Here is a 12,832-nt window from a genome sequence, read left to right as displayed (position 1 = left end):
CATCGCTGCGCCGCTCCCTATGAAAAAAAATCGCCTGCGCAGGCTTGCCGAAAGCACACGGTTAACTGCAAAGGTTGAAATATTGAGATAGCGGGCAACCTCCGCACCTGCATACCCGAACCTGCGCACCGCGATCTGGCTTATTAACTTTCTTGCTTGTACCACTGTTCTTGGTGTGCTTTCCGAGTTCCTTCTTAAAAGGTCTTGTAAAATGTCATTTTACACTTTACAATTAACACCCCTGATAAAGACCTTTCGACATAAAGGATTGAGGCGGTTCTTCGAGGATGACGACGGCAGCAAGTTGCCGCCGGACATGTTGGAACGGATCAGGCTCATTCTTTCGACCCTTCACGCGGCGCAGATTATTGAAGGCATGGACGTACCAACCTTTCGCCTGCATCATCTCAAAGGGGACATGAAAGGCCTTTTCTCGGTGACCGTTCGCGCGAATTGGCGGATCGTTTTCAGATTTGAAGATGAAAACGCCTTCGACGTGGATTTCATCGACTACCATTGAAGGGAGGCAGAACCATGGATATGAAAAACCCTGCGCATCCTGGCCAGCTCGTCAAGGCGTGCCTTGAAGACCTCGGCTTGAGCGTTGCCGAAGCCGCCAAGGGAATCGGTATTTCCCGCCAGCAGCTTCACAACGTCATTGCCGAGCGTAGCAGCGTAACGCCCGAAATGGCGGTCCGCTTTGAAAAGGCTTTTGGCGGCACAGCTGACACGTGGCTTCGGATGCAGATGAATTACGATCTTGCGCAGGTACGCAAGCGGGCGTCCAGCATTGCCGTTGAACGTCTAGCCCCCAAGGTCACCTGATCCGCCGTGAACGAGTAAATCCCACTTTCCGGAAGCGAACCGCAACGTCTCCTTTTCCTGTTCCTTCACTTCCGACAATATACGGTCAACAAAGTCGCTGCCGCCCACTATCCTGGCATCGGAACTGATAGTTGCACCTTTGCGCCGCATTGACACCACCTGGAACTAGTCTCCAAGACTACGGACGAGACCGCCGCCAACCAGTTCGGGACGTCTGCCCAGTGCGACTCCTTCTTCTACAAAACTCTCATAGCCTTTTCTCGCCTTCGCGAGCTCCGATCCGAAATAGTCCAGAATCGTCTTCTGATCCTGCCATTCTCTGAGCACTTTTCCCATCAACGCGGAATGACCCGACCAGAGATATTTGTTCAGCCCTGACATCCCTTCAACCATGCCGGCCCGCGTCGGGTTCAAGTGAATATATCGGGTCAACTCCAGCAGGTATGGATCGTCCTCACACACAATTGACTTGTAACGGTTCTGGAATAGATGGCCGGCACGTCGGTGTCGTTTGTTAAAGTTGACCACATAACCGTTAAGAAGTCGTCGCATACTCGTTAAAAGCGGTAGGTTTCCGGTTCTGGCCAGGATATGAAAGTGGTTGGACATGAGAGCCCAACCCTAGACAGCCAGATTCTCCTGCAGACAAAGATCCGCCCACCGGGCGAGAAAATCTTCCCGGTCTATCTGCTTACGAAATATCTTTGTCCGCTCGATCCCTCTGCCCATGATATGGTGGAGAGTGCCCAGCGCATCCATTCTTGGTTTCCCGGGAAGCAAAAAACAAGTTGTTTTAGAACCAGCGTCCCCCATTTCAGATAAAGCGCGGAGCATGTGGTTCGATTCGGGTGTTCGAGCGAGCTGTAAGCTCGCGGATTCCGAAACCTTGCAGTGTCCGAAGTGTGTGCACGTCATGCCATCAGCTTTTATGCGGTTTGCGAACTGCTTGACTCCACGTTTGCGCACTCGTTTGAATCGGGTCCCAGGGACTGCTGAGTGGGGGTGTGTAGCTCAGGTCCAGATCGTTGAGATCCTCTACGCGCATCCCGTTGTAAAGTGCTGATGCGAAAATATCGATCCGCTTGGAGACCTCCGATTGCTTGTGTCCCACAATCTGAGCTCCGAGAAGACGATGGCTTCTGCAATCACCGGTGATCCGAATGTGCAGTTTCTTTGCACCGGGATAATAGGCTTTATGGTCCAAAACCCCGCACTCAACAGTAAGGGGATGAAAACCTGCGGTAGCTGCTTCCGAGTCGCGTAGCCCCGTTCGGGCAAACACGAGGTCGAAGATTTTTACCGCTTGAGTCCCGAGTGAGCCTTGAAATTTTCGGCGGCCACCCGCTGCATTTTCTCCTGCTATCCGGCCCTGCTTGTGAGCCGTGGTGCCCAACGGCAAATAGGCATACCGGTCCATTACTCGATGCCAGGTTTCCACGCAGTCTCCGGCGGCAAAGATATCGTTTGTATTAGTTCGCATGAATCGATCCACCTTGATAGCTCCGTTAATCCCTGTTTCAATACCGGCGGAACGAGCCAACTCGCTCCGGGGTCGGGCGCCGACAGCCACTAGAACAAGATCCGCTTCAACCGAAAAATCATTCGACCCCAGAACCACAAGCCGATGGCCTCGCCGCTCGATCTCTCCAACCGCAACCCCGGTTGCAACTGTCACACCGTGGGATTCAAGCTCCCGTCGAGTTCTCTCGCCGAATTCGCGGTCAAAGTTGGACAACACCGATGCAGCATATTCCACAACCGTTACCTTCAGTCCACGATATGTCAATGCATCGGCCATCTCCATGCCGATGTAGCCGCCTCCAACGACAACTGCCGACTGTGGCTGTTTGGCTGCCATAAATTCATGTAAAGCAAAGGCGTCGTCCATCCAACGCAGCAAAAAGACACCCTGCTGATCGATCCCATCGATTTGCGGTCGAATGGGCTCGGCTCCAGTTCCAATTATCAGTCGGTCATAGGCCAGTCTGTGAACCCCATCCTCGCGGCTTGTGGACCTTACCTCCTTTCTCTCAACATCAATGGAAGTCGCTGAGTGGTCAAGAAGGAGGTGAATGCCCGCCCTCTCGATTTCTTTGATTGATCGATGGGCGAGAGTACGCCAGTTACTGACTTCACCGCTGAGGTAAAAGGGCAGACCACAAATGCTAAAATTGGGGTAACGATCTGCAACGGCGACGGTTATTTCGATGGTGGGGTCGAGCTCTCTTGCCCGCAAGGCAGCACTAATACCAGCATCGCTGCCGCCAATAATGAGGAGATTCGGCACAGGGTTCTCCTTTTGACACACGAGACATAATGGCGGAACACTCGTGGATTGTTTCCCAGGCTAATTCACTCACACGAGTTAGTGACTCGAATGTTACGAGTATATTAAGAAAGTAAGGTTCTATTTTTCAATTAGCGCTTTGAAGGAAAAAGTGCCTTCGGCCGGATATAGCAGCCAATTTTTGATCATGTCCCGAATTTCGCGCACTTTGGCAATCCTTTCTTCCGGTGCGCCCTCAACCGCAGCCGGATCCGGAAAAGGACAGGACCACCGTTTGGTAATACCGGGAAAGACCGGACATTCTCCCTCAGATTCCTCGCAGACGGTTATGACATGATCGTAAAGATTGCTCTCCTTGAAAAGCTGAAAGACCTTTTGCGGTTTTTTGTCACTGAGGTCGATACCCTCCTCTTTCATCACCTCGACTACGAGGGGATTGACCTTTTCGGCGGGCTCAAATCCGCCACTTTCCACCTCCAGCTCTTCTCCCGCAAATTTTTTTAAATAGGCTTCCGCTATTTGACTGCGGCCGTTGTTGTGCCGACATATGAAAAGAATTCTCTTTTTTCTCACGGTAAAAACTCCTTTGGACAAAGGCGAATCCTTCGCGGTTGAAGTTTTCTTAACATATAATAAATGGGTATATTGTTAGCTCACATAGGTCTTTACATGTTACAAGTTGGCGTCTTTTGTGTGACATCTCTTTTACCCCACTAATTTGTGGTTCTGGTTTTTCACAGGTTAAATGGTGTCCATACCATTCAATATCCGGGCTAAGAAGCAGCATAAAAGTCTAATGCTCTAATCTTCAATTCTATGTGACTCGAGCCTATAACTTACATTCCGCAGTTACCGCCCATTCAATTAGGCTAATTTGTTTTGCATAGACCCTGGACATTAAGAGCACACTCCTGTATGAATGCGATTGGAAGTCCGAATTCGACTGTTCAACCGCAAAGGAGACAGGATGATCGAGTCCCAGGAGATCGAAGTCTATGACGTTTACCACCTTCCTATTATCAAAGCCTATGCCGATCGGATCGATCTTGTGAACACGATCAACCGCCTGGTACCAACCAGAATGGACATCGATCCGGGAACCCTGGTTCTGGCCATGGTGCTCGATGCCGTTTCGGGCCGACACCCGCTTTACCGCATTGACAGCTTCTACAGGAACAAGGATATCGAGCTGCTTCTGGGCCGCTCCATTGATATTGAAAAGCTCACGGACGACAATTTCGGCCGAGGTCTGGATCAACTGTACAAGGCCAACACATCCCGTCTCTTTTCACCGATTGCGATGAATGCCTTGCGCTCCTTCGATGTGCCCACGCGCCACATTCACTACGACACCACCAGTGTGAACGTCTTCGGGCAGTACAACAGCCAGGCTCCGGACACGCCCAGCACCATCAAGATCACCAAGGGTTACAGCAAGGATCATCGGCCGGATCTTAACCAGTTTGTGGTTTCACTGCTTTGCACGGGCGGTAACGTTCCCATTTTCTCCAAGCTCGAAGACGGCAACGCTTCAGACAAGAAGCTCAACAATGGTTTGCTCACCGAAATCTCCAAGAAACTGGCTGACGTAGGTATTGATCCGGCTGGTTCCATCTACATTGCCGACAGCGCTCTCGTTACTGAAGAAAACCTGCGCCTGATGGGAGAGGAGACCCGTTTTATCTCTCGTCTACCGGCCACCTTCGGAGAACATCAACACTTGATCGAGCACGCCGTTGAAAGCCAGTCATGGCAGGACTACGGCATTCTTGCCGCAACCGAGCCTACCCGAAACCGTCCCGGCGTCCAGTACCGCGGTTTCGAGACCACCGTAACCCTCTACGGGCAAACTTACCGAGCCATCGTTGTACATTCCAGCGCTCACGACCGGCGCAGACAAAAACGACTGGATCGTGAGGTCAAGGCAGAGTACGCCTCATGGTCAAGAAAACTCGCACAGATCGAAAAGACCCTCTATTTCTGCATGGCGGACACTCAGGCAGCAATGCTCAGACTTCAAAAGGAAAGCCTTCGTTTTCACGACATCCAGCTCGCCATGGAAGAGAAGCCTCTCTATGCCAGAGGAAGGCCCAAAGCCGATGGCACACGAACCGTGAAAAAGATGCGCTATGCCATCACTGCTACCCTTGGGCAAAAGCCTGAGGCCCTCAACACGATACGCGAACAGGCTGGATGTTTTGTACTGGTTACCAATGTCCCGCTCGAGGGGCCACCCAATAGCGACATCCCTTACGACGGTAAAAGGATCCTACAAGCCTACAAGGATCAGAACGGCATCGAGCACAACTTCAGTTTCCTCAAAGATCCCGTGGTCATCAACTCCGTCTTCCTCAAAAAACCCGAGCGTATCGAAGCCCTGGGGCTCATCCTCGTGATCTCCCTCCTGCTCTGGCGCCTTATAGAGCTCAACATGCGCACTCATCTAGAAAAACAACAAGCAACGATCCCCGGATGGGACAACAAACCCACAGAACGCCCAACCACCTTCATGATGACAACAAAGTTCGACAACATTCGCATCATAAAGATTCGACGCAAAAGAACTCTCAACGGCCCCCTTTCACAGGTCCAAGAAAAGTACCTTCTGGCACTGGGGGTGACCAGTACCATTTTCACTCAACCTGCTCGCTCTCATATATCGACAGGATAACGATGACACTCCATTCAAAAACATGGGCTGCCTCAATTCATAATTACCCCGTTCATCACCCGCTCAACTGCGGAATGTAAGCTATAATAATAACGATGGGAGGTTGTGTGGAAACCGTCGCAGCAATTAAATCAATCTTTTTCTTCGTCTTGGCCGGGCTCTGCGAGATCGGCGGAGGTTATTTGGTGTGGCTCTGGCTGCGGGAAGGAAAGCCTCTCTCCTACGGCTTGGCGGGTTCAGTTGTGCTGGTTTTTTACGGAATCGTGCCGACGTTGCAGCCCGCTCATTTTGGACGTGTGTATGCCGCTTACGGCGGGGTATTCATCGTACTTTCGATCCTGTGGGGCTGGAAAGTGGACGGTATCGCTCCCGACCGCTTCGACCTCATCGGGGGCCTGATTGCCCTGGTGGGTGTGGCTGTTATCATGTATTGGCCGCGTGGCTGACCAGGATATCGGAAGAATATGAGAGCAGAGGATATGGGAAATATGATGGTTGAACTTTTGGTTGCCCCTGGCTGCCCGGCCAAGCCACTGATTCTTTTGGAGGTGAATCATGAAGCGATTCGACTGTGACCTGTTGATCCTCGGTGCGGGCTCGACAGCTTTTGCCGCGGCTCTGCGCGCTCGGGAACTGGGTAAGACTGCCATCATGACCGAGAATCGCACCGTTGGAGGTACGTGCGTCAATCGCGGCTGCCTGCCGTCGAAGAACCTGATCGAGGCGGCTCACATCTTGGCTGAGGCAAACCACCCACGCTACCCTGGCCTCACCGGCGAAATGCGGCTTGCCTTCGCTGATCTGATCGCACAAAAGGACCAGCTTGTCGAGGACTACCGCCGGAAGAAGTACGAGAGGCTCATCGACGGAGGAATTCGCATTGAGCGCGGCCATGCCCTTTTCATTGATCCGCACACATTGGAGATCAACGGTCGGCGATTGCGCGGCGAGAAGGTCCTGATCGCAACGGGATCGCGGCCGGTCGAGCCGTCCATCGAAGGGCTTGACCGCGTACCGTATCTGACCAGCGATCTGCTGACCGTGGGCGAGGAGCAGGAACTGAAAGATCTGCCCGAGTCCCTGCTGATCGTCGGCGGCGGCTATATTGCTTTGGAGCTGGGGCAGATGTTCCAGCGTTTCGGCACAAGGGTCACCATCCTTGAGCGCAGCGCCCAAGTGCTCGCCCACGGCTACGAGCCACAGGTCGGTCAGGCAATCCAGGAAATCCTGGTCAACGAGGGCGTACAGATCTTAACCAAAGCGAACGTACAGGGTGTAGAGCAGGAGAATAAGGGGATCGTCGTCCACGCCATCCTGGATAATCGGTCCCGGTCATTCAAAGCCCAACTTCTACTCGTCGCTGCCGGACGGCGTTCCAACACCGATAAGCTCAGCATAGAGAAAGCCGGCGTACGGCTCGGCGAGCGTGGGGAGGTAATGGTGGATGAGCACCTGCGCACCAGCATAGAGCATATCTTTGCCGCGGGCGACGTGATCGGATCACAGCTTGGTAGTCAATTTGCCACGCCCGTCGGCAGTCACGATGGCGGGATCGCCGCCCATAATGCCCTGTCCAACGAAGATGTTCGTAAGGTTGACCACCGTGTCATACCGCGCGCACTCTTCACCGACCCCCAGATCGGGCTGGTGGGCATGACCGAGGAAGAGGCCATCGCCGCCGGCCATCCCTGTTGGTGCAACACGGTGCCGATGAGTTTGGTGCCGAGGGCCGGAGCGATTCGCGACACGCGCGGCCTTATCAAAATGGTCGCTGATGCGGAGACCAATGAGGTGCTCGGGGTATCCATGGTAGGGCACAATGCGGGCGAAGTAATCCATGAGGCAGCGATGGCAATGCGCTTTCATGCCAAGCTTCAAGATTTTATCGACCTGATCCATGTTTATCCGACGATGGCCGAAGCGCTGAAAATAGCCGCCATCTCGCGCTACAAGAACCCTGAGAAGCTTTCGTGCTGCGCCGATTGAAGGAAGCAGAATGAAGTATCCCCACTTGAATAAGGTAGGTCCACCCTTTGCTCTTCTGTGTTGCTTTGGGCTCGGACCATCGGCCCATTGGTGGCCTATACATAAAGTGGCATTGTGTTTTTTATATTCAGTTTTGTCAGTTTTGCCGCGCCGCTTGTCTGGCTGGGCATTCTCGGGCTCATTCAAGGAGCAACCCGGAACACAAAGATCAAGAAAAATTTATGGGAGAAGTCAATGGAAGACCTGATTTGCTACTGTTTCAATTACACCACTTTGGATATCGAGAGGGATGTTTTGCAAAATGGCAGATCCACCATCATGGATAAAATTGTATCGGAAAAGAAGGCGGGGGGATGTCAGTGCGCTACCAAAAACCCCAAAGGTCGCTGATGCCTTGCCGACGTCCGCCAGGTGGTGGACAACACCATGAGACGCAATGGGATTGCATCAAGGCTTCTTTGACGAATCCTAGGTCGACCACTTAAGGAAGTATGTTGCGCGGGATCAGCACAGGGCACTATGATCGTTTGCCAAACGTTAGCGTACGATTTGTTTCCGTTTCGCGCCCTTTGAACTACGGCTTGGGATGACGCACCTACTTGGGAGAAGCTGGTCAGCTTTCAAAAATACCTCCAAGCGAACTGATTCGCAGGTCTATCTCCGGGAGTTGAGACCAAATCTTTGGGCTTGACAAAGAACGGTGTCATGATAAATTCTGATCAATCAGAATATTCTGAATTGATTGAACCTAATTTAGCCCCTCCATGGAGACAAAAATCATGGCAAGAAAGAGCAAAAGCGAGCCCTGCTGGAATCCCGAGGCTTCAGAACAAGACTGCTGCAAGATCGAGTCGCTCATTGCGGTTGACGAGAGAGGGCAGATGGTTTTGCCGAAGGAGCTGCGCGACCGGGCAAATATCCGGGCGGGGGATAAGCTGGCCCTCGTCAGCTGGAAGAAGGACGGAGAGATATGCTGTTTCACCCTGATCAAGGCTGATGCCCTCGCGGAGCGCGTCAAGGAATTCCTCGGTCCGGTGCTGAAGAGCATGAGCGGGCTTTGAGATTTTCAAAAGATTAGAAAGAGGTGTTTAAAATGAAAGCTGAAGAGATCAAAAAGGCGGTACAATCGGGCTATGCTAAGGTGGCGCTGCAGAATATACCATGCTGCGGCAGTAACAGCTCCTGCTGTGGAAGCGCCGGCCCGGCGGAAGATATCAGCAAAAGGATAGGCTACAGCGACGAGGAACTGCAGGCCGTACCTGACGGCTCAAACCTTGGGCTTGGCTGCGGCAATCCGGTGGCGCTCGCTTCTCTCAAGGAAGGAGAAGTCGTCCTGGATCTTGGCTCCGGAGCCGGTTTCGACTGTTTTCTCGCGGCTTCCAAGGTAGGACCCAATGGCAGGGTGATCGGGGTGGATATGACCCCCGAGATGATCGAGAAGGCCAGACGAAACGCTGCGCAAGGAAACTTCACAAACGTCGAGTTCCGGTTGGGAGAAATCGAAAGCCTGCCGGTTTCAGACAATCAGGTCGATATCATCATTTCCAACTGTGTGATCAATCTATCGCCGGACAAGGGGAAAGTCTTCCGGGAGGCCTTTCGGGTGCTGAAGCCGCGCGGTCGCCTGATGGTCTCCGACATGGTTCTGCTGAAAGAGCTGCCCGAGGTCATTCGGCGGTCCATAGAAGCCTATGTCGGCTGCATTGCCGGAGCTTTGATGAAGCATGAGTACCTTGCAGCCATGGAAGATGCAGGATTCCTGGAAATTAAGGTGGTTGGCGAGGACATCTACCCAATCGAGCTCATATCTGGGGACCCGACAGCACAGGCCATCTGCTCAGACTCAAGCATGTCACCCGAAGCGCTGAACGACCTTGCAACCTCGGTAGCAAGCATCAAGGTTTTTGCGTCAAAGCCTGCATGACCGAGCAGAACCTGAAAGCGGCTCTATTCACTATTCACTGCTCACTGCAAAAAAAACCCAACCTCGTATTTGAGAGCCACAAACAGAATGCAGGCGCACAGAATCAGTTTGATCACCCGGCTGGGGACGTACTTTTGGCAGCGCGCTCCGAGGTACATGCCGCAAAAGCCTCCGATGCCGAATAAGGCGCCGAGCACCCAATCGGGTCCCACCGACATCTGCGTACTCATGTAAAAGTCCAGCAGCTGATAGAAGACAACGCCCGCAACGGATGTGATGAAGGTTCCCATAAGAGCGGCGCCGGCTATCGTGTAGACCGGCATTTTGAAGATGGCTACGAAAAACGGCGCCACAATGGGTGAGGTGATAGGTGATAAGAAATTGCTTTTAGGAGATTTTTCGATAGCAGGGTTTGGCGGTAGTGTCAAGGCCATTTTTGTGCCGATTTCAGGTGAGCAGTGACAAGCAGCACCACGGTGTACACCGTGGTGGTCGCACGATCGGCATACCTCGACGCACATTGAGCTTTGCGCGCGTTTTCTGGTTTGCGCAGAAGTTGAAGAAGGGTATTTGTCCGCGTTTGCGGGCAGACTGCTCCCGTGGTAGCCGCTGGGGGATTTCTCCAGCGCCCTGGTCTAGTGGTATACGAAGACGGGCTCTTCATATCCGGGCCAGTCACGCCAAGGCGTGATCAAAATCGTCGTGGACAACCGGCCCATCGACAGGTGCTTTGGGTTTTCCCTCAAGAGGGGTCGGGTGCCGGTCCCACAACCCGAGATTACGGAGGATACATTCTATCACGGCGGGTTGGTGAATGAGGCCTATGATCTTCATGTCATAGCCGCATCGGGGACAAGTCAAGGGATCCACCTCGCAGATTTTCTTAATGAGCTTCCGCCAGTCACGCCATGGGCGTGATTGAGGGGATGCGCGGGGGCTTATAGTCGGACACATCCAGGACCGTCACATCCAGGGACTGCGCCGAAGACGCCGGCTCATCTCCCGGCCTCGGGAGGCCGGCTTTGTTTCTGTCCCTGCTACTTCTATTCGAATACCAGTTCCTTCGACTTCGCTCAGGACAGGCTCCGTGTCTGACCATCTGAAAATTCTTGTCTGGAATATGCTGAGTGATGGCGGCGATGAATTCCTCGGCGGTGAAAATTTCAAAATTCTTTTTGTTGCTCGCATGGGTCATGGCCGAGCGATAGAGGACCTTGTCGGTGTCCTCGAAGTAGGTGATCTTCTGTTCACCCACGTTTGCACTCTGACCTGCGCCGAATCCAGCTGATGGCATACTCACCGTGATCAAATTGAGGCTCCAGCATGACACTTTCGTATGCGCCGTCATCTTGCATGAGAATAATGGCAAAGTACCATCCTTTGGGCCTGCCACCTTTTTGCCATCGCCTGGATTTTATTCGGTCCAAATATGTCCCTGCAATTGTGATTTTCTCCTTCCAGCTCAACCAAATCCGATCACGGATGAGGCTTCAATCGGTACCATTTGGTGAACCCACAAGCGGGGCACCTCACCTTGAACAGGCCCTGATCTCTCGAATGACCCGCTTCGTGGTGTTGCTGATCACAGAGATTCCTGGAACAATACGGACAACCACTTAACTTTGCAATTCCATGTGTGGGATAAGCTCGAACGGTCATCGTCACTGATGTCTCTCAATGATAACTGTGAAGATTGAAATCATTTCTCACTCATCAAGCCAGGAATTGGATTGATTGTCAGGGCCATGTACTTGGATTGTCTTTGCCGGGCGGTGCACTTCATTGCCGCACCCTTCCAAATCAATTTGCACCCCGCCCATCCTCTCGCGGGCGCCGGCGTTTGCAACAAATTCCAACTTATGTAGCCTCATTTTGATTTCGTATATTCGGTCCAGCCTTGTTTGCAGCGAGTCAAGTGTGCGGCGTGCTTGCTCCTTGCGAGAGAGGACATAGCTGCGTGCTTCATTATCGAGTTCACCGCACAGGCGTTCGCCCAAAAGATCATCATAGAGCTCAATCAACTTGCGATGAACCCGCATGTCAGCGGATAACTGCTGCAAGCTTTTGATTTCATCTAGAATACTATCCGTCTCTGTATACAATTCCGCCTGCTTGCCGCTAAACTCCGAGTTCCTGATGATCTTGCGAACCGTGAGGGTCATTTGTTTCAGATGTTGCAGTCCGGCGCCAGGCTCTTTTGACGCGTTATTATCGCCTTCAAACAAGACTAGACCGTCAGCTTTTGCAGGAGCATCCACCATCAACCTTTCCTTCACTGAATTTCACCAGTGCTGTGTCAAGCTTGCTTTACGGGTACCGACCGGGGGCCGTGCGCCCTGAGATATCGAAGCCTGTCCTGAGCCTGTCGAAGGGGAAGAACACCCGTGCTGTAGCAACCCTGCACAGCCAGTGCACAACCAAATTGACGAGGTGCTAGCCAAATGAGCGCTGGGTAACCTCCCCGTAACCAGTCTATTCATCAGCCAGGGCGAGAAACCTGTAATATGTTGCCCTCGATATCTTGAGTGCTGTGCAAATCTCGTTGACTGTGATGTTTTCATCGAGGCTCATTGCCTTTGCCGCTCGAACCCGTGGGTCGCTGGCAAAGATGGGTCTTCTTCCTCCCTGTCTGCCCCTGGCTCGGCCGGTCGCGACGCCGACTCGAGCGCGCTCCTGAAGCAGACGGCGGCCAAATTGGGCAAGGCAAGAAAAAACGTCTGACACTACTTCGCCGTCACTCTGTGTTGTGTCAATTACCGTGTCGCGCAATGACTTGAAGCCGATTTCCCGGTTCTGCAAGTCCTCAACGAAATTGACAAGTTGAGAAAGGGATTTTCCAATGCGGTCAAGTCGCCACACAATTAAAGTGTCACCTGCCTGAAGCTCATCCAGGCAATCTTGCAGTCCTCTCCAGGTGTCTCTGACGACTATGGCCTCGTCACTGAAAAGGAGCTCTTCACTCACCCCAGCCTTCCGCAAATCCTCTATCTGGGGTTCGAATGACCGCTCCAGCACCGATATCCGTGCGTATCCGACAAGCCTTCCCATTGCCGTCCTTTCGTATTCAACTACATTTGATTTATAAAACATAAAAAAACACAAACAAAAATTAGCAGCTGGTGGACAAAAGTCAATGGAA

Annotated in this window: 17 protein-coding genes; 8 read left to right on the top strand and 9 right to left on the bottom strand. The window is 52.6% G+C overall.

From position 1 onward, the window contains the following. Window positions 1–211: 211 nt before the first annotated feature. Both K1V27_RS21460 and K1V27_RS21455 read left to right on the top strand, forming a co-directional pair. Window positions 212–520 carry a type II toxin-antitoxin system RelE/ParE family toxin gene (locus K1V27_RS21460; RefSeq protein WP_258932304.1) on the top strand — a complete coding sequence of 103 codons (309 nt, stop codon included), beginning with the start codon at window positions 212–214 and terminating at the stop codon, window positions 518–520. Window positions 521–534: 14 nt separating this feature from the next. Beyond that, a complete protein-coding gene (locus K1V27_RS21455; protein WP_258932303.1) occupies window positions 535–825 on the top strand; it encodes a HigA family addiction module antitoxin in 291 nt (96 codons plus the stop codon). On the opposite strand, the gene K1V27_RS21450 is transcribed toward K1V27_RS21455, so the two are convergent. The 5 genes from K1V27_RS21450 to K1V27_RS21430 form a co-directional block, all read right to left on the bottom strand. Further along, complete coding sequence (locus K1V27_RS21450; protein ID WP_258932302.1) at window positions 805–975, bottom strand: hypothetical protein; 171 nt, start codon at window positions 973–975, stop codon at window positions 805–807. The genes K1V27_RS21455 and K1V27_RS21450 overlap by 21 nt on opposite strands. A 15-nt stretch (window positions 976–990) precedes the next feature. Beyond that, the gene (locus K1V27_RS21445; protein ID WP_258932301.1) at window positions 991–1,377 is read right to left on the bottom strand and encodes a hypothetical protein; all 387 of its coding nucleotides are present in this window, start codon (window positions 1,375–1,377) and stop codon (window positions 991–993) included. Between the two features lie 69 nt (window positions 1,378–1,446). Beyond that, window positions 1,447–1,584, bottom strand: coding sequence for a hypothetical protein (locus K1V27_RS21440; RefSeq protein WP_258932300.1), 138 nt, complete (start codon window positions 1,582–1,584; stop codon window positions 1,447–1,449). 160 nt (window positions 1,585–1,744) lie between these two features. Next, a complete protein-coding gene (locus K1V27_RS21435) occupies window positions 1,745–3,112 on the bottom strand; it encodes an FAD-dependent oxidoreductase (RefSeq protein ID WP_258932299.1) in 1,368 nt (455 codons plus the stop codon). A gap of 120 nt (window positions 3,113–3,232) precedes the next feature. Then, complete coding sequence (locus K1V27_RS21430; RefSeq protein WP_258932298.1) at window positions 3,233–3,685, bottom strand: arsenate reductase ArsC; 453 nt, start codon at window positions 3,683–3,685, stop codon at window positions 3,233–3,235. A 394-nt stretch (window positions 3,686–4,079) separates the two neighbouring features. Here K1V27_RS21430 and K1V27_RS21425 point away from each other — a divergent pair, with 394 nt between their 5' ends. From K1V27_RS21425 to K1V27_RS21400, 6 genes are all read left to right on the top strand, one after another. Then, complete coding sequence (locus K1V27_RS21425; RefSeq protein ID WP_258932297.1) at window positions 4,080–5,783, top strand: IS1634 family transposase; 1,704 nt, start codon at window positions 4,080–4,082, stop codon at window positions 5,781–5,783. A 107-nt stretch (window positions 5,784–5,890) separates the two neighbouring features. Further along, window positions 5,891–6,229: a YnfA family protein gene (locus tag K1V27_RS21420; RefSeq protein WP_258932296.1), complete on the top strand. Its 339-nt coding sequence runs from the start codon at window positions 5,891–5,893 to the stop codon at window positions 6,227–6,229. Between the two features lie 109 nt (window positions 6,230–6,338). Then, a complete protein-coding gene (gene merA, locus K1V27_RS21415) occupies window positions 6,339–7,769 on the top strand; it encodes a mercury(II) reductase (RefSeq protein ID WP_258932295.1) in 1,431 nt (476 codons plus the stop codon). A 234-nt stretch (window positions 7,770–8,003) separates the two neighbouring features. Further along, on the top strand, window positions 8,004–8,231 hold the full coding sequence (locus K1V27_RS21410; RefSeq protein WP_435051688.1) for a bacterioferritin-associated ferredoxin: 228 nt from the start codon (window positions 8,004–8,006) through the stop codon (window positions 8,229–8,231). A gap of 317 nt (window positions 8,232–8,548) precedes the next feature. Further along, on the top strand, window positions 8,549–8,830 hold the full coding sequence (gene hgcC / locus K1V27_RS21405) for an HgcAB-associated protein HgcC (RefSeq protein ID WP_258932294.1): 282 nt from the start codon (window positions 8,549–8,551) through the stop codon (window positions 8,828–8,830). Window positions 8,831–8,862: 32 nt separating this feature from the next. Continuing rightward, window positions 8,863–9,693: an arsenite methyltransferase gene (locus K1V27_RS21400; RefSeq protein WP_258932293.1), complete on the top strand. Its 831-nt coding sequence runs from the start codon at window positions 8,863–8,865 to the stop codon at window positions 9,691–9,693. Between the two features lie 41 nt (window positions 9,694–9,734). Here the strand turns inward: K1V27_RS21400 and K1V27_RS21395 are convergent, their stop codons facing one another. The 4 genes from K1V27_RS21395 to K1V27_RS21380 form a co-directional block, all read right to left on the bottom strand. Next, window positions 9,735–10,127 (bottom strand): sulfite exporter TauE/SafE family protein, encoded by a 393-nt coding sequence (locus K1V27_RS21395; RefSeq protein ID WP_258932292.1) that lies wholly within the window; start codon window positions 10,125–10,127, stop codon window positions 9,735–9,737. Between the two features lie 467 nt (window positions 10,128–10,594). Beyond that, window positions 10,595–10,993, bottom strand: a complete 399-nt coding sequence (locus K1V27_RS21390) for a transposase (protein ID WP_258932305.1) — start codon at window positions 10,991–10,993, stop codon at window positions 10,595–10,597. A 406-nt stretch (window positions 10,994–11,399) separates the two neighbouring features. Continuing rightward, entirely contained in the window at window positions 11,400–11,954 is a 555-nt protein-coding gene (locus tag K1V27_RS21385) for a hypothetical protein (RefSeq protein WP_258932291.1), read from the bottom strand. Window positions 11,955–12,165: 211 nt separating this feature from the next. Next, the gene (locus tag K1V27_RS21380; protein WP_258932290.1) at window positions 12,166–12,741 is read right to left on the bottom strand and encodes a recombinase family protein; all 576 of its coding nucleotides are present in this window, start codon (window positions 12,739–12,741) and stop codon (window positions 12,166–12,168) included. Window positions 12,742–12,832: the final 91 nt, after the last annotated feature.

It is taken from the genome of Desulfoferrobacter suflitae, from assembly GCF_022603395.1.
In the GTDB taxonomy this organism is placed as follows: Bacteria; Desulfobacterota; Syntrophobacteria; order Syntrophobacterales; family Syntrophobacteraceae; genus Desulfoferrobacter; species Desulfoferrobacter suflitae.
Note: the sequence above shows the minus strand (reverse complement) of the source record. Positions and strands in the feature narration are given on the sequence as shown.